The following is a 19,799-nucleotide window of genomic DNA, read 5'->3' as shown; positions in this document are numbered from 1 at the left end:
ATCGACGCGATCAAACGAGCAAACTATTGTGCTGCATATGAAATCCACGATTCCCGACTCCGGGGTCCCGATCGGCCCAGCCGCCGGCAACGGCAGCGACCGCCAGGAAGCCTCGCTTCACGGCGAGATCCTGCTGCGGCTGCGCGACTACGTGGTTGAGGGCAACATCCCCGAGGGCGCGCGCGTTCCAGAGCGCAAGCTCTGCGAAATGCTCGGCATCTCCCGCACGCCCTTGCGCGAAGCACTCAAGGTGCTCGCCGCCGAGGGCCTGATCGAGCTATTGCCCAACCGCGGCGCGCGCGTGCGCCAGCTCAGCCAGCGCGACCTCGAGGAACTGTTCGACCTGATGGCAGGCCTGGAAAGCCTGGCCGGGCGCCTCGCCTGCGAGACCATTACCGACGATGAAATCGCTGATATCGAGCGACTGCATTACGAGATGTATGGCCACTATCTGCATCGCGACATGCACGGCTACTTCCAGATCAACCAGCGCATCCACGAGAGCATCGTCAACGCCGCCCGCAACGAGACCTTGAAGACCGCCTATGCCAACTTCGCAGGACGGATCCGCCGCGTCCGCTACTCGGCGAATTTCGCCCGCAAACGGCAGCGCTGGGGCGAGGCCATGCGCGAGCACGAAGCCATCCTCGACGCACTCCGCCGCCGCTCGGGGAGCGAATTGAGCGACATCCTGTTCCAGCACCTGCGCAACAAGCGGACGGCCGCAATCGAGCACCTGACCGAAGCCCCAGAGGGCGCGCCGACGTCGCCCTGAAGGCGACCAACTTGCTCGTTTTGAATTCATAATATAGTCGGTCAGGAACCAGAATGAATAATTCAATGAGGCTGAGCCGGCCCGTTGGATCAGTCCGGGATCAGGGATGACAAACGCCTCCTCGCTCGAACGGCGCCTGCGGTCGGAATTGACCGGCGACGTCCTGTTCGACGCCTTCAGCCGCGGCCGCTATGCGACGGACGCCTCGTTCTACCAGATCATGCCGGCCGGCGTGGTCGTGCCCCGGTCGATGGACGAGGCGCTGCGGGCACTGGCGATCGCCCGCGACGAGGGCCGGAAGGTCACCCCCCGTGGTGGCGGCACCTCGCAATGCGGCCAGACCGTCAATGACGGTCTCGTCGTCGATCTTTCAAAACACCTGAACCGGATCCTGTCGCTCGACGTCGAGAACCGCACTTGCGTGGTCGAGCCCGGCATCGTGCTCGACGATCTCAACCGCCAGCTCAAGAAGCACGGCCTCTGGTTCCCGGTCGACGTCTCCACGGCCTCGCGCGCCACCATCGGCGGCATGGCCGGCAACAATTCCTGCGGCGGTCGCTCGCTGCGCTACGGCACCATGCGCGACAACACGCTGTCGATGGAGGCCGCGCTTGCCGACGGCACGCTGGCGCGGTTCGGCGAGGTGCAGCGCGATCTCTCCGAGGTCAACGCCGGCGAGGCGACGCTCGCGCTGTTCCGCGACATGCTCGATCTCGGCGCGCGCGAGGCCGAGGAGATCGCGGCGCGCTTTCCAAAGGTGCAGCGCCGTGTGGGCGGCTACAATCTCGATGCGCTCACGCCGCGTAATGCGCCCAACAACATGGCGCATCTCCTCGTCGGCTCCGAAGGCACCCTCGCCTTCACCACCAAGGTCGAGCTGAAGCTCTGGCCCGTCATCCGCAACAAAGCGCTCGGCGTCTGCCACTTCGGCAGTTTCTACGAGGCGATGGATGCGGCCCAGCATCTCGTCAAGCTCAAGCCGATCGCAGTCGAGCTGGTCGACCGCACCATGATTGCGCTCGGCCGCGACATTGCGATGTTTCGGCCGATCATCGGCGCAGCCATCAAGGGCGATCCGGATGCCGTACTGGTGGTCGAGTTCGCTGAGGAAGATCAGGTCGACAATCTGGAGCGCCTGAAGCAGCTCACCGAACTGATGGGCGATCTCGGCTTCGGCTGGAACAACGACAAGCGCAGATGGGGCGGCGTGGTGGAGATCACCGAGCCTGCCTTGCAAGGCGGCATCGCCGATTTCCGCGCCGCCGGCCTCAACGTCATGATGTCGATGAAGCAGGAGGGCAAGCCGGTCTCCTTCGTCGAGGACTGCGCGGTGCCGCTGCCGCATCTCGCCGACTACACCGCACGGCTGAACGAGGTCTTTGCCAAACACGGCACCAGCGGCACGATGTATGCGCATGCTTCCGAAGGCTGCCTGCATGTGCGGCCCGTGCTGAACCTCAAGCTGGAGAAAGACGTCAAGGCGATGCGCGCCATCGCCGAAGAGGCCTTTGCGCTGGTGCGGGAGTACAAGGGCTCGCATTCCGGCGAGCATGGCGACGGCCTCGTGCGCTCCGAATTTCATGAGACGATGTTCGGCGAGCGCCTCGTCGCCGACTTCAGGGACGTGAAGCATCGCTTCGATCCCGACAACGTCCTCAACCCCGGCAAGATCGTCGATGCGCCGAAGATGGACGACCGCTCGCTGTTCCGCTTCCGGCCGGACTATCGCGTGAACGAGCTGAAGACGAAGCTCGACTGGTCCGCCTGGCCCGGCGCTGGCGGCGGCTTCCAGGGCGCTATCGAGATGTGCAACAACAACGGCGCCTGCCGCAAGCTCGAAGGCGGCGTGATGTGCCCGTCCTATCGCGCGACGCGGAACGAGAAGGACGTCACTCGCGGCCGCGCCAACACACTGCGGCTCGCGATCTCCGGCCAGCTCGGCCCCGACGCGCTCGCCTCGGACGAGATGATGGAAACGCTGAAACTCTGCGTCTCCTGCAAGGCCTGCCGCCACGAATGCCCGACCGGCGTCGACATGGCCAAGATGAAGATCGAGGTGCTCGCAGCACGTGCAGCAAGCCACGGGCTGACTCTGCGCGACCGCCTCGTCGGCTATCTCCCGCGCTATGCCGGCCTCGCCTCACGCCTTGCCCCGCTTGTGAACCTGCGCAACAGCAGCCCGCTGCTGCGAAAGCTGTTCGAGCGCTTTGCCGGCATCAGTGCGCGCCGCGCGCTGCCCGCCTTTCGCCGCGACGTCTTCGTGCCGCCGGCTGACAGCGTCGGGCCGGAAACCGGCCGCGAGGTCGTGCTGTTCACCGATACCTTCAACCGGATCTATGAGCGGGAGACTCTCGACGCTGCGCTCCGCGTGCTCACGGCCGGCGGCTATCGCGTGCATCTGCCGAAGCCTGCGAGCGGCAACCGCCCGCTCTGCTGTGGCCGCACGTTCCTGTCGGCGGGCCTCGTCGACGAAGCCAAGGCCGAGCTCGATCGGCTGGTGGCCGCCTTCGCGCCCTTTGCGACGCGCGGCGTGCCGATCATCGGCCTCGAGCCGAGCTGTCTGTTGACGCTGCGCGACGAGCTTTCATCGCTGCGCAAGGACAATGACGCCAAGGCTGTCGGCGCGCATGCGCTGACCTTCGAGGAGTTCTTGGTGCGCGAGGCCGAGGCCGGACGGCTGCAACTGCCGCTCGGCACCGTCGCCGACAGGGTCATGGTGCACGGCCATTGCCATCAAAAATCCTTCGGCGCCTTCAAGCCGGTCGAGCAGGTGCTTCGCCTCATTCCCGGCCTGAAGGTCGAGACCATCGAGTCGAGCTGCTGCGGCATGGCCGGCGCCTTCGGCTATGGCGCAGACACTTATGATGCCTCGATCGAGATGGCCGAGCTGTCGCTGCTGCCGGCCGTGCGGCGCGCGGACCAGGCGACGCTGGTCGTCGCCGACGGCACCTCCTGCCGGCACCAGATCCACGACGGTACGCAGCGCGAAGCCCTCCACGTCGCTCGCGTGCTGGCGATGAGCCTCGATCGCGCAAACACCAGTTCCATGACCTCGCCCATGACAAAGGAAACCAGCCATGGCTGATCTGACCCTCGATGTCGCCCGCAAGATTCTCGACGCCGCCTTCGCAAAGGCAGCTGAGCTGAAACTGAAGCCGCTGGTCGTTACCGTCCTGGATGCGCGCGGCGTCCTCAAGCTCGCTGCGGCCCAGGACGGCACCAGTTTGATGCGCGCCGAGATCGCACACGGCAAGGCCTATGGCGCGCTCGCCATGGGCCTCGGATCGCGCGCGCTGTACCAGCGCGCGCAGGAGCAGGCCTATTTCATCGACGCCGTGAACACGATCGCCAAGGGCGCGCTGGTGCCGGTGCCCGGCGGCGTTCTGATCCAGGACGGCACGACGCTGCTCGGCGCCGTCGGCGTGTCCGGCGACACCTCCGACAATGACGAAGCCTGCGCCATCGCCGGCATCCAGGCCGCCGGGCTGAAGGCGAACGCGGGTTGAGATTGCGCTTGTCATTCCGGGGCGCGCGAAGCGCGAGCCCGGAATCCATCATGCAATAAGCGAGGCGGAAAAATGGAGTCCGGGCTCGCGCCAAGTGGCGCGCCCCGGAATGACGACGCAAAGCGTAGCGTAACCAACCCTACGCACTGCCCGTCGGGCAAAACAGTCCCGGGTTTCGTAGCCCGGATGGAGCGCAGCGTAATCCGGGACGGTGTCCCCGCATTCCGCTTCGCTACATGCGGGCTACAATCCCTTGCGTTGCCCGACGGGCAAAACACTCAACGGATGGGTCAATCGACTCATCGCAAATATTCGCCTTTACAGAATTTCTGATTTGTCGCATTTAAAGCGCATCCCGCCCGACGAAAGGGACGGTTCGCGAGTCGTACGGATCGTGGGTGGGCTGCGGTGGACGCGGGCGACGTCGATGCGGAATGTGGTGTGCAGGGCGAGTTGAACCTCGTGAGCGCAGCGGGCCGCGCTCGACGAACGGCGCCGAACGCGTACGGCAAAACCGTGTGGTCCTGGCCGTCGTTGCTACGGTCAAGCCTTTTGCGGAGGCGGCGTTGCTCCGACCGGGGCGATGTCCGTGCATTTCGCACGGCGACGGAGGCCAGAAGGAATTCGGCTCCGGGGAGAGCGCGGCATAAGCCGTAATGCCACTGCGCAGGGAAGGCCGGGTGTTTTCGGCTTCACCTGTCGTTCCTCTGTGCATTTGCGTGTGCATTTGATCGCACAGAGGCTCATGGGTGCCAGCCGGCGCCCGGCCTTCCCTGCGCCCTTTCTTTGAAAGGGTGTGAAGGAGAGAGCAAAGCTCGGGCGGGAAGCGCCGCGAGAATGCGAAGGCGTGTCTGCTGTTATAGTGTCCGCTATTTGAAATGTGAATTGGAGAATGACGGCCGCGCCACCTACTCCGTCATTGCGAGCGCAGCGAAGCAATCCAGACTGCCACCCGCGGAAAGACTCTGGATTGCTTCGCTGCGCTCGCAATGACGAGGGTCGGAGTGCACCGCACTCTCCCCAACGTCGTCCCGGCGAAGGCCGGGACCCATGACCACAGGGAACAGTTTGGCGAAGACTCGTAGTTCGGTACCCCTACCCCCGCGATCGATAGATTCCGCGGCCTTCGCCGGGACGACACTGAACAATTGGACAGTCCTCCCCCTCACCGTCCCGTCCAGGACGGCTTGCGCTTCTCGCTGAACGCCTTCAGCCCCTCCTTGGCGTCCTCGGTCATCGCGAGCAGCGCGATCTGGCTTTCGGTGTAGGCGATGCTCTCGTCGAACGACATCGATGCGATCGCGCGCATGGCATATTTGCCGCGGCGGATCGCGGTCGGCGATTTGTCGACGATGCGGCCGATCAGCCAGTCGACCTTGGCGTCGAGCTCGGCTGCGGGCACGACGTAGTTGAGCAGTCCCGCCGCCTGCGCCGCTTTCGCGTCGAACGGTTCGCCCGTCAGCGCCCATTCGTTGACGAGGCGCGGCGGCGCGATGGTCTGCAACAGGCTCAGCACCTGCATCGGGAACACGCCGACCTTCACTTCCGGCAGGCCGAAGATGACGTGATCGGCGGCCACCGCCATGTCGGTCATGCACAACAGGCCCATGCCGCCGGCCATGCAGACGCCGCCGACGCGCGCGATCGCCGGCTTGGTCGCGTTCTGTGACAGACGCAGCAGATCGGCATAGTCGACATTGGGCTTGGAATGATCCATCGCGAAAGCCGCGCCGGAGTTCTGCAAGTCCGCGCCGGCGCAGAACGCCTTGTCGCCCGCGCCCGTCAGCACGATGGCGCGGACGTCCTTGTCGTCATGCGCATCGCGATAGCCCTTGGCGATGCCGGCGATCACCTCGCCGTTCAGCGCGTTGCGCTTTTCCGGCCGGTTGATCGTGATCCAAAACGCCTGCCCGCGCTTCTCGGTGATGACGCTCGTGGTATCGGTCATGGCACGCTCGCTTGTTGGCTTCCGCTTGCCCGACATTTGCGGCAGACAGGACGGCGGGCGCAAGCGCAAACTCAGACGACGTGCCGCTTTAGCGCCTCGACACAACTTTGCAGCTCGATCGAAGCGGGAGCGCGCGCCTCAGGCCGCGGCCGCCTTCCTGATCCAGACCTTGTTGTCGTGGAACGCCGCCCCGCCGATCGGTGCGATCGCCTCTGCTCCGGTCAGCATGTTGATGCCGCGGCCGCCGATATGATCCTTGTTGGGATGAATGGACTCCGCGATCAGCACACCGCGCCGCACGCCCTCGAACAGGGTCGCAACCAGCGTGGTCTCGCCGCGGGTGTTGCCGAGCGTCACGGCATCGCCGTCGGCAATATCTAGCGCGGCCGCATCCAGCGGGTGGATCATCACGCTCGGCTTGCCCTCGCGGGCCTGCGAGGACGGCGTCTCGTTGAAGGTGGTGTTGAGGAAGCTGCGCGACGGGCTGGTCGCAAGCCGGAACGGATGATCCTGATCCACCTGCTCGATGACCGCCCAATGATCCGGCAGCGACGGCATCTTGTCGAAATCACCCATCATCAGCCCGAACGGTGGATGCGCCCAATCGGCCTTGAAATGGAATTTCTTGTCGGCATGAGCAAAGCCGTCGAGATAATGCGACGTGCGGAAGTCCGGCTGCAGGTCGCGCCAGATGTCGGCCTCGAGCCCTCCGATATCGCCATGACCGCTCAGCTTCAGCGTCGCGTCGATCATCTCGCGCGGCGTCATCTCGAAGCCCGGATGCTTCGCACCGACGCGCGGCGCCAGCGCCTGCAAGACCTCGTGGTTGGAGCGGCATTCGCCGGGCGGATCGATCAGCTTGGGGCCGACCGAGATGTGCTGGTGGCCGCCGCCGTAATAGAGGTCGTCGTGCTCCATGAACATGGTCGCGGGCAGCACGATGTCGGCCATCTGCGCCGTCTCGGTCATGAACTGCTCGTGCACCGCGACGAACAGGTCCTCGCGCGCAAAGCCCTGGGCTACCCGCGCCTGCTCCGGCGCCACCGTCATCGGGTTGGTGTTCTGGATCAGCATCGCCTTGATCGGGCCCTTGCCGTGCAAGGCCTCGGTGTCGCCCGTCAGGATGCGACCGATCTGGGACTGATCGAGGGCGCGCGTGGTGCGGTCGATCGCGTCGTGGCCCTCGATGATGGATTCGTCGAAATGCCACAGCGCGTAATTGTTGAAGAAGGCGCCGCCGCCTTCATATTGCCAGGCGCCGGTCACCGCGGCAATGCAGAGCGCAGCATGCATCTGCGCAGCGCCGTTGCGCGAGCGGGTGAAGCCGTAACCGAGGCGGAGGAAGGTCCGCTTGGTCTCGCCGACCGCCTTCGCGAAGGCGTCGATCTCGGACACCGGCACGCCGCAGATCGCAGATGCCCACTGCGGCGTGCGCGTCTTCAGATGCGCCTCAAGCTCTGCCGGGCAATCGGTGTACGTGTCCATGTAGGCGCGGTCGGCATAGCCGTCGCGGAACAGGACGTGCATGACGCCGCAGGCAAACGCGCCGTCGGTGCCGGGCCGCAGGATGATCCTGATGTCGGCCTGCTTCATGGTCTCGTTGTCGTAGATGTCGACCGCCGCGATCTTCGCGCCGCGCTCCTTGCGGGCGCGCGAGGCGTGCGTCATCACGTTGACCTGGGTATTGACGGGGTTGGTGCCCCAGATCACGACGAGATCGGAGAGCGCCATTTCGCGCGGGTCGACGCCGGCGATCTTGCCGGTGCCGATCGCATAACCGACGCGTGCGACGTTGGCGCAGATCGTCGAATAGAAGCGCGAATATTTCTTCACATGCGTGAGGCGATTGAGGCCGTCGCGCATCACCAGCCCCATCGTGCCGGCATAGTAATAGGGCCAGATCGATTCCGCGCCGAACTCGCGCTCGGCTTCGTTGAAGCGGTGCCCGATCTCGTCCAGCGCCTCGTCCCAGGAAATCCGCGCGAACTGGCCGGACCCCTTCGGACCCGTACGGCGCATCGGATACATCACGCGCTCGGGGTGATGGATGCGCTCGGCATAGCGGGCGACCTTGGCGCAGACCACGCCGGCCGTATAGGTCTGCCGCTTGGAGCCGCGGACGCGGCCGATGCTGCGGCCTTCGACCACCTCGACGTCGAGGGCGCAGGCCGAAGGACAATCATGCGGACAGGTGGAGTGGCGGATCTCGATCCTGGCGTGCTGGTTCATGGGGAAATTCGTAACACCAAAATACCGGGCAGCCGAGGGCATATATCCGGCATTACCCATGCAATTGGCTCAAACCGCGCGCGCCGCCGGTTCCTGCCGCGACCGCGAAATGGCGCGAAGTCACCCCGAAAGCCGGCCGATATTCCCGCCTCGATCGACTTTCTGAGGCGTCGACAGTCCGCGCGCCCTGCCGCTACAGTGCCGGCCAACAAGAACGACAGAGGGAGGTGGGCATGACGGCCCCAAGATTCGTGCTGGCGCTGGCGGCTGGCCTGCTTAGTTCATTATCCGCCCCCTCCTGTTTGGCCCAAGAATATCCCGCCCATGCCGTCCGCATCGTCGTGCCCTTCGGCGCCGGTGGCCCGGCTGATGTCGCGGCCCGGCTGATCGGCAATGTCCTCCAGGAGAGTTTTGGCCAGCCCTTCGTCATCGAGAACCGCACCGGTGCGGGCGGCGTCATCGGCACGGTCGAAGCAGTGAAGTCGCCGGCCGACGGCTACACGCTGCTCATGATGTCCAACACCCAGACCGCAAACGAATCGCTGTTGACCCCGGCGCAGCGCAAATACGACCTGATGCGCGATCTCGCGCCGATCGCCCCGGTGAACTATTCCGATCTCGTCATCGTGGTGAGCCCGACGGTGCCGGCGAAGACGCTCCAGGAATTCATCGCGCTCACCAAGTCGCAGCCGGGCAAGCTGAACTACGCCTCGTCCGGCCAGGGCACACCGTACCACATGGCGGGCGAGTTGTTCAAAGCCATGGCCGGCATCGAAGTCGTGCACGTTCCCTATCGCAACAGCGGCGAGGCGCGCAGCGGTGTGATCGGCGGACAGGTGCAGATGATGATCGACGCGGTGCCGGCGATGGCGCCGAACATCGGCGAGAACCAGGTGCGCGCGCTTGCGACCACCGGCCAGCAACGCTCCGCGGTGCTGCCGAACGTGCCGACCGCAGGCGAGGCCGGTGTGCCCGGCTATGAGGCAACGATCTGGCTCGGCCTCATGGCGCCGGCCGGCACGCCGAAGCCGATCATCGACAAGCTCAATGCCGCCGTGAACGCAATGGTGAAGCGGCCCGACATCGTAAAACTCTGGACAGAACAGGGGGCCGTACCCATGTCGATGACGCCCGAGGAGTTCGACAAATTCCTGCGCGGCGACATCGCCAAATGGGCCGATGTCGTCAAGAAGTTCGACAAGTCCTGAGGCCGCGTTCGATCATGCCGACTATTCGCTTCCGTCTCAACGGCACCGCGGCTGCGGTGGAGGTCGATCCGGATCAGATGCTGCTTGATGTGCTGCGCGGCCGGCTCGGCGTCACCGGCCCGCATTTCGGCTGCGGGGCCAATGAGTGCGGCGCCTGCTATGTCATGATCGGTGATCGCGCGATGGCGTCCTGCGACATGCCGATGTGGTCGGTCGCCGACAAGGACGTCACCACCGTCGAAGGCCTCGGCACGGCCGAGCAACCGCATCCGCTGCAACGCGCCTTCATTTCCGAACAGGCGATGCAGTGCGGCTATTGCGTGTCGGGAGTCCTCGTCAGCGCGGCGGCGCTGCTGAAGCGCAATCCGTCGCCGACAGAGGCTGAAGTCAGGGCAGCACTCGATCGCAATCTGTGCCGCTGCGGATCGCACAACCGCATGGTGCGCGCCGTGCTGCGGGCAGCGTCGGAGACGGCTACGCCATGAGCACGCCATCCCCTACCCCGAAATTGCCGGTCAGTTTGGCGGTCAATCCAAAACTGTCGTCCTGGGTGAAGTTCACCGACGAAGGCCATGTCGCGATCTCGCCGGGCAAGGTCGAGATCGGCCAGGGCATCGTCACCGCGCTGGCGCAGATCGCCGCGGACGAGCTCGATGTCGATATCGCGCGGGTCGAGATGATCCGCGCCTCGACAGCGGCCAGCCCGAACGAGGGCGTCACCTCGGGCAGCCTCTCGATCCAGCAATCCGGTCGCGCGCTGCGCCAGGTCTGTGCCGAGGTGCGTCTGCTCTTCCTGGTCGCAGCATCGGAGCGCCTCGGCGTCGATGCGTCGCGGCTCGATATCAATGACGGCACGATTTCGGGACCCGGCAATGTCAGGACCAGCTATTGGGAGCTGGCCGGCGAAGTCTCCCTCGACCGCGAGGCCACTGCGGACGCGATCGCGAAGCGCGCTGCGCTCCGCGGCATCGCCGGACAATCGATCCAGCGCGTCGACATTCCGGACAAGGTGTTCGCGCGGCCGCGGTTCATCCATGATCGCGCGCTGCCGGGCCTGCTGCACGGACGCGTGCTGCGGCCGGATATTTCAGGCGCCAAATTGATCGCGCTCGACGAAGCCGCCGCGCGCGCCGTTCCCGGCTTCATCGCAATCGTCCGCGACGGCGGCTTTGCCGGCGTGGTCGCCGACAGTGAGGGAGCGGCCGAAGCTGCGCTGAAAGCCTTGCGCAAGGGCGCAACGTGGTCGGCTGGCGAGCCGCTGCCCAATGAAGATGATCTGGCAGGCTTCCTCAGAACTCAGCCGGTCGAGACGACCATCATCGACACCAGGTCATCGGCAAAGACGAGCAAGCCCAGCCGTACCGTGCGCCGGCAATATACCCGCCCCTACATCGCGCATGCCTCGATCGCGCCGTCCTGCGCCATGGCGCAATGGAACGGCGATCGCGTCCAGGTCTGGACGCACAGTCAGGGCGTCTACCTGCTGCGCGCCGATCTCGCCATCGTGCTCAAGCTCCCGGCCGAGAGCATCATCGTCGAGCACATGGAGGGCGCCGGCTGCTACGGACACAATGCGGCCGATGACGTCGCGCTCGATGCTGTGCTGCTGGCCAAGGCCGCGGGCGGCCGTCCGGTCCGGGTGCAATGGTCGCGTCACGACGAGATGTCACACGCGCCATTCGGCGCCGCAATGGCGATCGAGATCGAGGCCGATCTCGATGCGGACAACGAGATCGTCGGCTGGCGCCATGCGATCTGGAGCAATGGCCATGCGGCTCGGCCGGGACGCGCGGCGCAGCCTGCGCTGCTTGCGGCAACCGAGATCGCGAACCCCTACCCCCGGATGATCTCCTCCAATCCGCCGGCTGCGAATGGCGGCGGCGGGGACCGCAACTCCGTTCCGCTCTATGACTTCCCGGCTTGGACAATCACAAGCCATCGGCTGCTGTCCATGCCGGTGCGCACCTCGGCGCTGCGAACTCTGGGCGGGCAAGCCAACGTGTTCGCCATTGAATCCCTGCTCGACGAGATCGCTGCTCTGCGCGGCGAAGACCCGATCGAGTTCCGTCTGCGTCATCTCCGCGACGAGCGCGCGAGCGACGTCATCCGCGCTGCGGCGCGACGCGCGCAGTGGAAGTCGCAGAAGCGAGCCGGCGTCGGCCACGGCGTCGGCTTTGCGCGCTACAAGAACACGGGCGCCTATTGCGCCGCGATTGCCGAGATCGCAGGCGACGACGACATCCGCGTGAAGCGACTGACGCTCGCGGTCGATGTCGGCGAGGCCATCAATCCTGACGGCGTGATCAACCAGATCGAGGGCGGCGCGATCCAGGCGACGAGCTGGGTGCTGAAGGAGCGCGTCCGGTTCGACCGCACGCACATCACGTCCACCTCCTGGACGGACTATCCGATCCTGACGTTCAGCGAGGTGCCGGCGGTGGATGTCGAGGTCATCCAGCGGCCGGAGATCGAGCCGGTCGGCGCCGGTGAAGCCGCTCACGGCCCGGTGACGGCGGCGATCGCGAACGCGGTGTTCGACGGCCTCGGCGTACGCGTGCGCGACCTGCCGATCACGCGCGACAGGATCATTGCAGCCATGGAGCTTGCATCGTGACGACACTGAACATCCTGAGCGGAGGCGCGGCGCAAGGCCTGGTGCGCGGCCTCAGCGAGGCCTTCAAGGCGCAGACCGGATTCGGCATCGACGGCGAGTTCGGCGCGGTCGGCATCATGGCCGACAAGCTACGCGCGAGCGCGCCGGCGGATCTCGTCATCCTGACGCGCACGCTCGTGGCCAAGCTCGCAGCCGAGCAGCTCGTGACGCCCGCATCGATTGCAGACATCGGCCAGGTCGAGACCGCGCTCGCGGTTCGTGCAAGCGATCCCAAGGTGGCGGTCAGAACTGAAGCCGATCTGCGCGAGGTGCTGCGCGCCGCCGACGCCATCTTCGTCCCGGACACCAAGGCCTCGACCGCCGGCATGCACGTGGCCAAGGTCCTGGATCAGCTCGGCATTGCCTATGAGGTCGCATCGCGCCTCAAGATCTATCCGAACGGCGCGACCGCGATGCGCGAGCTTGCGGCATCCACCGCGCAAAGGCCGATCGGATGCACGCAAGCAACGGAGATCATCGCGACCGACGGCATCGTGCTGTCCGGATCGCTGCCGCCGGGATGCGAGCTCGTCACGATGTACACAGCCGGCGTCACTACGCGGGCCACGCATCCGGCAGAGGCACGCGCGCTGATCGCACTGTTGGCCGGCGCAGACCAAAGGGAGCTGCGCCGGCGCGTGGGCTTTGCCGGCTAGATGCTCGGGCGCGCCTTACTTGTTCAACTGGGTGAGGCCGGTGGGCGGACCGTCGACGGCGGTCCAGCCGCCATCGACGAACAGCGTGCTGCCGCTGACATAGCTCGCGGCATCCGAAGCGAGATAGGCAACGGCGGTCGCGACCTCGTCCGCGCTGCTCCAGCGGTTAAAGACGGTGTGGCCGGCGTAGAGATTATAGATATCGGGGCGCTGCTTGAACGGGCCGGTCAGCGCCGTCTCCGCGATGCTCGGCGCGATCGCGTTGACGCGCACGCCGGAGCGGCCGACCTCGGAGGCAAATCCCTTCACCAGGAGGCCGATCGCCGCCTTGGTCGAGCCATACACGGCAAGGCCCGGTTCGATCGTCACCGCGCGCACCGAGGAGCAGGCGATGATGCTGCCGCTCTTCTGCTCCACCATGATGCGGCCAAAGGCCTGGAAGAACCAGACGGTGCCCTTGACGTTCAGCGTAACAACGCGGTCGAGATCTTCCTCGGTGTAATCGAGAATGGTCTTGCGGATATTGAGCCCGGGCGTCGTCACAGCGATGTCGAGCCGCGGGAATTTCTGCATCACCGTCGTGGCCAGCGCTGCGACATCCGCCGCGCTCGCAGCGTCGCACGCGGCGGCCTCGGCCCAGCCGCCCTGCTCGCGAATGCCGGCGGCGGTCGCTTCGGCCGCGTCAAGCGCGCGGTCCGCACAGACGACACGGGCACCGAGCCCGGCCAGCGCTTCTGCCGACGACTTGCCGATACCCGATGCTGCGCCGAGCACGACAGCGGTCTTGTCGGTGAGATCGAAGAGCTTGCGATAGTCAGTCACGGACAGATTCTCCCTGTTGCTGCTATCCCTTATAGCCCATCAGCAGACGGGGCAGCCACAGCGAGAAGGCGGGGATGTAGGTCACGAACATGAGCGCCGCGATCAGGGCGGCGTAGAACGGCAGGATGGTGCGCATCACCGCGCCCACCGAGATGCCACCGATGGCGCAGCCCACGAACTGCGTCGTTCCGACCGGCGGGGTGTTCAGCCCCAGGGCGCAGTTGATCAGCATCAGCATGCCGAACTGCACCGGATCCATGCCCGCCTTCATCGCGATCGGCAGGAAGATCGGAGTGCAGATCAGGATGGTCGCTGCCATGTCCATGAACGTGCCGAGCACGAACAGGATGATGTTGATGAGCAGGAAGATGGCCCAGGGTTCCGTGGATACCTTGCTCATCATATCGCCGGCGAGGTCGGCCACCTCGTAGAGCCCCATCAGATACTGGAACATGGTGGAGACGCCGATCAGCAGCAGCACCACGCCTGTCGTCTTCACTGCCTTGGCCGCGGCGCGCAGGAAGTTCTGCCAGGTCATGGTCCGGTAGATGAAGAAGGTCAGCAGGATCGTGTAGGTGACCGCGACGGCTGCGGATTCAGTTGCGGTGAAGACGCCGGACAGGATGCCCGCCAGGATGATGCCGACGATCAGAAGGCCGGGGAGCGCGGACGCGAACGAGCGGAAAACCTCGGCCCAGCCGGGGAACTTGCCGGCCGGATAGCCTCGCTTCACCGCGACCGCGTAAGCGGCAACCAGCATGCACAGCATCAGCACGAGCGCCGGCATGAGGCCGGCGGCGATAAGCGCGCCGATCGATACCTTGCCGCCGGCGGCCAGGGCATAGATGATCATGTTGTGACTGGTCGGCATCAGCGCTCCGACCAGCGAGGCGTGGGTGGTGACGTTGACGGCGTAGTCGGTGTCGAAACCTTCCTTTTTCATCATCGGGATCATCACCGCTCCCATCGCCGACACGTCGGCCACGGGCGAACCGGATACGCCGCCGAACAGCGTGCAGGCCACCACGTTCGACATGCCGAGCCCGCCGCGGATGTGCCCGACGAGATTCTTGGCGAGCTGCACGATCTTGTCGGCGACGCCGCCATGCAACATCAGCTCACCGCTGAAGACGAAGAACGGTATGGCAAGGAAGGAGAAGATGTTCATCCCCGACATCATCTGCTGGAAGATGACGGCGACCGGCAAGCCTTCGTAGAGGATGGTACAAATCGCCGAGAGGCCGATCGCGAAGGCGACTGGTACGCCGAGGATCAGGAAGCCGAAGAAGGAAGCGCCGAGAATGATCAATTCCATGAGGGGACGACCTCTTCGCCGCGCAGGAGAGCAATGATGTGCTCGATTGAAAAGGAGACGATCAGGACGCCGGAGGCGATCAGCGGAACGTAGCGGACAACCTCAGGAAGGCCGAGATTGGGGATCTTCACGGTTCCGACCGACGCCCCGAGTATCCAGCCGTTGTAGACCATCGCAATGCCAAACACGGCCACCAGGACGTGGATCACAAGCTCGATCTTCTCTCGCAGTTGATCCGGAAGCATCACCAGCAAACTGTCCATTCCGATGTGTCCGGCATCGCGCACGCCGACGGCGGCGCCGATCAGCGTGACATACAGGATCAGAACCAGCGCAAGGTTCTCCGTCCAGGTCGGGCTGGAATTGAGCACGTAACGTCCGAACACCTGGTAGAACACGATGGTGACGATGACGAGCAGGCCGCTCACGGACAGATACATGCCCACGCGAGCGACGACGGCATTGATGCGCGACAGCAAGCCGGTAGACGGGCGTGCGGCTTCCGCCTCCGGCTCGTGGCTTGCGACGTGTGGATCTGACATCCGCGTCTCCTTGCGAGGGTCCGGTGTCGCCGGTCGGCGACGCCGGAACCCGACGCTATGTTCTTACTTCGTGTCCTGGATACGCTTGACGAGGCTCTGCAGCTTTTCGTCACCAGCGAACTTGGCGTAGACCGGCTTCATCGCGTCGACGAATTCCGCCTTGTTGGCGATCGGAACGACCTGAACGCCGGCCGCCTCGACGGTCTTGCGGGAAGCCTGCTCACGCTCGTCCCAGAGCTTGCGCATGTAGGGCACCGATTCCTTGGCCGCCTTGCGGATCATCGCCTGATCCTCCTTGCTCAGCGTGTCCCAGACCTTCTTGGACATCACGAGAACTTCGGGCGCCAGGGAGTGCTCAGTGACGTTGTAGAACTTGGCTGCCTCGAAATGGCGCGACGACTCGTAGGAGGGCCAGTTGTTCTCGGCAGCGTCCACCAGACCGGTCTTGAGAGCGGTATAGACCTCGCCATACGGCATCGGCGTCGGGTTGGCTCCGAGGCTCTCGATCATACCGACCCACAGATCGGACTGCTGAACGCGAATCTTCAAGCCCTTGAGGTCTGCGAGCGACTTGATCGGTGCCTTGACGGTGTAAATGGATCGGGCGCCGCTGTCGTAATAGGCAAGGCCGACCAAGCCTGCGGGCTCCATGGCCGCCAGGATTTCGTCGCCGATCGGCCCGTCAAGCACCGTGCGCATGTGCTGCGTGTCCCGGAACACGAAGGGCAGGCACAACGCGATGGTTTCGGGCACGAAGTTGTTCAACGGTGATGCGTTGATCCGCATCATGTCGAGTGCGCCGATCTTGAGTTGCTCGATGGTGTCCTTCTCGGAGCCCAGGGCTCCATTGGGAAACACCTTCACGCCGAGCTTGCCGCCGCTCGCCGTCGCGAGCTGTTTGCCCATGAACTTGACGGCTTCGACGGTCGGATAGTCGGCGGGGTGGATGTCGGCGGAGCGGAAATCGCGTGCGGTCGCCAGGGGCGCTGAGACCGCCAGTGCAGCGGCTGCGATGATACCGATTAGTGTCTTCATCTGGGCTTTCCTCCTGAGTTGATTATTTCGTCGTTGGGCAGGTGCTGCGGGCCGCCTTGGGTCGCTCCACTCCAGGTGTGAAGTCAAGCGCTACAACCGCACCACCTTGGTAGGATTGCGCGACGGAGTCGAGTGGATTTGGCTGCTTCATGATATCGGCGGCCCCCCTTCCGCGGGGACCTGCGCGGCAGGTGCCGGCCCCTCCTGCAATCGCGCCTCGGCGTCGGCCAATGCCGGATGCGAGGTAACGATGCTCGTTGTATTCATGGACGTTCCTCTCGTTTTATGCTCGACCGCTATTGGTTGCGGCTTGGAGGTGCGGACGAGACGGGCGCCCCATCCCTGTGCGAACGCGCTGCATCAGCGCGATGTCGCCAATGTCGTCCCTAGGCCGGGCGGCATTCTGAGTCCAAGCCAAATCCGGCATCGATCAATGCAAGAGTTGCATCGATGGATTTGCCGCGACCCGCATTGTGGTGAGACACGGCGGGCTGGCTTGACCTCGCCGGCGCGTCACTTGACGTCGCCAAGGGAGGCCCCTCAAGATGTTCGAAACATCGGACCATCCTGAGGAAATGCCATGCCGCGAAAGCTGATCGATATTTCCGTGCCGTTGCAGAACGACGTGCCGGCCGATCCGCCCGGCAATCACCCGACGATCCAGTACATCGATCACCAGCAGGGCCTGCCGCACATGCTGCAATTCTTCGACGGCCTCAAGGCGGAAGATCTGCCGGATGGCCAAGGCTGGGCCGTCGAACAGGTCTCGCTGTCCACTCATAACGGCACGCATCTCGATGCGCCCTGGCACTTCCACCCGACCATGAACCGCGGCGAGCGGTCATGGACCATCGACGAAGTGCCGCTCGAATGGTGCCTCCAGCCCGGCGTGAAGCTCGACTTCCGGCATCTGCCCGACGGTTACGTGGCGACGGCCGAAGATGTGGAGAATGAGCTCAAGCGCATCGGCCACACGCTGTCGCCGCTGGAGATCGTCGTCGTCAACACCAGCGCCGGCGCGAAGTTCGGCCAGGTGGACTACGTCAATTCCGGCTGCGGCATGGGCTATGAGGCCACGATGTATCTGCTCGAACGCGGCGTGCGGCTGACCGGCACGGACGGCTGGAGCTGGGACGCGCCGTTCGTCTACACCGCGAAGAAATATGCGGAAACAAAGGACGCCAGTCTGATCTGGGAGGGCCACAAGGCGGGGCGGCATATCGGCTATTGCCACCTCGAGAAACTGCACAACCTCGACAAGCTGCCCCCGAGCGGCTTCACAATCTCGTGCTTTCCCGTAAAGATCGAGCGTGCATCGGCGGGCTGGACCCGCGCGGTCGCCATCATCGACAGCTAGCTTGGCCCGTCACTCGCCGTCGAGGCCGCTCTCGGCGAGCTCGCGCAGCGCGTCGATATCGAGCACGACGATCGCGCCGTGCTCGAGCCGAACCCAGTTGCGCCCGGCCCAGGCGCGCAATTGCTTGTTGATGCTCTCGCGCGTCATTCCGACCATCTCGCTGATCTCCTGCTGCGTGATGGCGAGCGTGCCGCTGCCGGAGTCGAGCTTGCGTTCTTCGGTGAGACCAAGCAGCGCGCTTGCAAGCCGGCCCGGCAGATTCTGCAAGATGACCTGCTCGACCTGCTGGCTGGTCCAGCGCAGGCGCGCGCAAAGCAATTCGATGAATTTCATCGCCAGCGCCGGCTGGCTCTTCACGAACGGCAGGAAATCGCGGCGGTCGATGATGTAGAGCTCGCAATTGGTGTTGGCGGTCGCGTCGGCCGACCGCGGTGCACCGTCGAGGACCGCGATCTCGCCAAAAATCTCTCCGGGACCGATCAGATTGAGAATGGCATTCCGGCCATCGGGCGATGAGGAGGAAATCTTTACTGTCCCCGAGATCACCGCGAAAAGATTGTTGCCCGGATCGCCCTTCGCGGCAATCGTCGCGCCGCGCTTCACCGTGGTGTGCTTGGCGTAGCGGCAGAGCTGATCGAGCGCGTCCGGCTCCAGATCCGCGAAGATCGGGTGCTTGCGCAGGACCGATAATTTATTCCCCGTCGACTGTCGGGGGTCGCCGGTCTTGTCCTGAGGCACGCCGCTGGGCTCCTAAGACTGCGAGGCACTGGGTTCCTCCCTAGTCAGTGTTGCCGGGCTTTTCAACCGGAAAGCATGTGCGCGAATTGAGACAAATGCCGCGAAAATGCCCCGATCGGGCAAAATGCGCATCCGCAGGATGCGTCGATGCAGTCCGGGCGATGCAGAGTTGCGGACACGGCGGGAGGCGACCGAACCTACCGCCGCTAGCGGGACGTTGATTCAGGCGGCGGCCAGGGCTTCGGCCCGTGCGGTGTCGAGCAGGCCGATGCCGCCCTGGATGATCTCGATGACCCCCAGGCGCTCCAGCTTGGTGAAGGTCCGGCTGACGGTTTCGATGGTGAGACCCAGATAGTCGGCGATATCCTGCCGGCTCATCGGCAGGGGGACCGTGTCCGACGCCATCCCGAGAGAGAGAAGCCGCTCGCGCCAGCCGAGAAGAAAGGCCGCGACCTTTTCGTCCGCCGAACGGCGGCCGAGCAGGACCATGTGGTCGCGCGCCTGGCTCAATTCGCGTATCGCCAGCTCGTTGATCCGTCGCAACAGATGCGGGCGATCTTCGATGAAGCGGCCGAAGGGCGTCTTCGCGAACTGGCACACCCTCACCGCACCGATCGCGTCGGCCGAAAAATTGTGGCGCCCGGAAATGTTCATCCCCAGAAAATCGCCGGGCAATGCAAAGCCGACGATCTGCCTTCGACCATCGGACAACAGCTTGTATAGCCGCATGACACCGTCGAGGACATTGTAGAACGACGTCGTGATGTCCTCCTCGGAGAAGACGATCTGGCCCGCGGTAAAATGGACGCGACGGCCGAGATGCTCGAGCTCCCGGAGCTCGACCGCGTCCAACGACGAACAGACCGCGAATTCGCGGACCGCACAATCGCTACAGGAATGCCCGTTCGGCTCAATCGTGACCAAGGAAGCCTTCATCCACCGCTCCAAGCGTCGGCCGCCCCTCGCATCAAGCCGAGGCCGCCGCGCGGTCTGCATTTTACTGCAACGTGCCGAA

Annotated in this window: 16 protein-coding genes; 8 read left to right on the top strand and 8 right to left on the bottom strand. The window is 64.7% G+C overall.

Translation table 11 applies throughout. The features are described 5' to 3' along the window. Positions 1-37: 37 nt before the first annotated feature. The 3 genes from AYJ54_RS38420 to AYJ54_RS38410 all read left to right on the top strand — a co-directional run bounded on the left by AYJ54_RS38420 (position 38) and on the right by AYJ54_RS38410 (position 4,281). Positions 38-775: a GntR family transcriptional regulator gene (locus tag AYJ54_RS38420; RefSeq protein ID WP_063707581.1), complete on the top strand. Its 738-nt coding sequence runs from the start codon at positions 38-40 to the stop codon at positions 773-775. A gap of 106 nt (positions 776-881) precedes the next feature. Further along, positions 882-3,860: an FAD-binding and (Fe-S)-binding domain-containing protein gene (locus tag AYJ54_RS38415; protein ID WP_063707580.1), complete on the top strand. Its 2,979-nt coding sequence runs from the start codon at positions 882-884 to the stop codon at positions 3,858-3,860. Beyond that, complete coding sequence (locus AYJ54_RS38410) at positions 3,853-4,281, top strand: GlcG/HbpS family heme-binding protein (RefSeq protein ID WP_063707578.1); 429 nt, start codon at positions 3,853-3,855, stop codon at positions 4,279-4,281. Before AYJ54_RS38415 ends, AYJ54_RS38410 begins: the two co-directional genes overlap by 8 nt. A gap of 1,165 nt (positions 4,282-5,446) precedes the next feature. On the opposite strand, the gene AYJ54_RS38400 is transcribed toward AYJ54_RS38410, so the two are convergent. Next, positions 5,447-6,229 carry an enoyl-CoA hydratase/isomerase family protein gene (locus tag AYJ54_RS38400; protein ID WP_063707572.1) on the bottom strand — a complete coding sequence of 261 codons (783 nt, stop codon included), beginning with the start codon at positions 6,227-6,229 and terminating at the stop codon, positions 5,447-5,449. A 138-nt stretch (positions 6,230-6,367) separates the two neighbouring features. Further along, entirely contained in the window at positions 6,368-8,458 is a 2,091-nt protein-coding gene (locus AYJ54_RS38395) for a molybdopterin oxidoreductase family protein (protein WP_063707570.1), read from the bottom strand. A 233-nt stretch (positions 8,459-8,691) separates the two neighbouring features. On the opposite strand from AYJ54_RS38395, the gene AYJ54_RS38390 reads away from it, so the two are divergent. From AYJ54_RS38390 to AYJ54_RS38375, 4 genes are read left to right on the top strand one after another with little or no spacing between them, the layout of a single operon-like run. After that, entirely contained in the window at positions 8,692-9,666 is a 975-nt protein-coding gene (locus AYJ54_RS38390) for a Bug family tripartite tricarboxylate transporter substrate binding protein (protein WP_063707567.1), read from the top strand. Positions 9,667-9,680: 14 nt separating this feature from the next. Next, positions 9,681-10,151 (top strand): (2Fe-2S)-binding protein, encoded by a 471-nt coding sequence (locus AYJ54_RS38385; protein ID WP_063707565.1) that lies wholly within the window; start codon positions 9,681-9,683, stop codon positions 10,149-10,151. Then, positions 10,148-12,280 carry a xanthine dehydrogenase family protein molybdopterin-binding subunit gene (locus AYJ54_RS38380; protein ID WP_063707560.1) on the top strand — a complete coding sequence of 711 codons (2,133 nt, stop codon included), beginning with the start codon at positions 10,148-10,150 and terminating at the stop codon, positions 12,278-12,280. Before AYJ54_RS38385 ends, AYJ54_RS38380 begins: the two co-directional genes overlap by 4 nt. Further along, complete coding sequence (locus AYJ54_RS38375) at positions 12,277-12,975, top strand: molybdate ABC transporter substrate-binding protein (RefSeq protein ID WP_063707558.1); 699 nt, start codon at positions 12,277-12,279, stop codon at positions 12,973-12,975. Before AYJ54_RS38380 ends, AYJ54_RS38375 begins: the two co-directional genes overlap by 4 nt. A 15-nt stretch (positions 12,976-12,990) precedes the next feature. On the opposite strand, the gene AYJ54_RS38370 is transcribed toward AYJ54_RS38375, so the two are convergent. The 4 genes from AYJ54_RS38370 to AYJ54_RS38355 all read right to left on the bottom strand — a co-directional run bounded on the left by AYJ54_RS38370 (position 12,991) and on the right by AYJ54_RS38355 (position 16,689). Next, positions 12,991-13,797 carry an SDR family NAD(P)-dependent oxidoreductase gene (locus AYJ54_RS38370; protein WP_063707556.1) on the bottom strand — a complete coding sequence of 269 codons (807 nt, stop codon included), beginning with the start codon at positions 13,795-13,797 and terminating at the stop codon, positions 12,991-12,993. Between the two features lie 22 nt (positions 13,798-13,819). Next, complete coding sequence (locus AYJ54_RS38365; protein ID WP_063707553.1) at positions 13,820-15,112, bottom strand: TRAP transporter large permease; 1,293 nt, start codon at positions 15,110-15,112, stop codon at positions 13,820-13,822. After that, on the bottom strand, positions 15,103-15,654 hold the full coding sequence (locus tag AYJ54_RS38360; RefSeq protein ID WP_063707549.1) for a TRAP transporter small permease: 552 nt from the start codon (positions 15,652-15,654) through the stop codon (positions 15,103-15,105). Before AYJ54_RS38360 ends, AYJ54_RS38365 begins: the two co-directional genes overlap by 10 nt. Positions 15,655-15,717: 63 nt before the next feature. Continuing rightward, entirely contained in the window at positions 15,718-16,689 is a 972-nt protein-coding gene (locus tag AYJ54_RS38355) for a TRAP transporter substrate-binding protein (protein ID WP_063707546.1), read from the bottom strand. Positions 16,690-17,269: 580 nt separating this feature from the next. Between AYJ54_RS38355 and AYJ54_RS38350 the strand changes: the two genes are divergently transcribed. Then, positions 17,270-18,046, top strand: coding sequence for a cyclase family protein (locus tag AYJ54_RS38350; RefSeq protein WP_063707543.1), 777 nt, complete (start codon positions 17,270-17,272; stop codon positions 18,044-18,046). Between the two features lie 9 nt (positions 18,047-18,055). Here the strand turns inward: AYJ54_RS38350 and AYJ54_RS38345 are convergent, their stop codons facing one another. Together AYJ54_RS38345 and AYJ54_RS38340 are read right to left on the bottom strand one after the other, a co-directional pair. Then, on the bottom strand, positions 18,056-18,784 hold the full coding sequence (locus AYJ54_RS38345; RefSeq protein WP_063707540.1) for a Crp/Fnr family transcriptional regulator: 729 nt from the start codon (positions 18,782-18,784) through the stop codon (positions 18,056-18,058). Positions 18,785-19,006: 222 nt separating this feature from the next. Then, complete coding sequence (locus tag AYJ54_RS38340) at positions 19,007-19,720, bottom strand: helix-turn-helix domain-containing protein (RefSeq protein WP_063707537.1); 714 nt, start codon at positions 19,718-19,720, stop codon at positions 19,007-19,009. Positions 19,721-19,799: the final 79 nt, after the last annotated feature.

Origin of the sequence: Bradyrhizobium centrolobii (assembly GCF_001641635.1) — a bacterium.
Lineage (GTDB): Bacteria > Pseudomonadota > Alphaproteobacteria > Rhizobiales > Xanthobacteraceae > Bradyrhizobium > Bradyrhizobium centrolobii.
The sequence above is the reverse complement of the archived record's forward strand: the minus strand, read 5'-3'. Positions and strand labels throughout refer to the sequence as shown.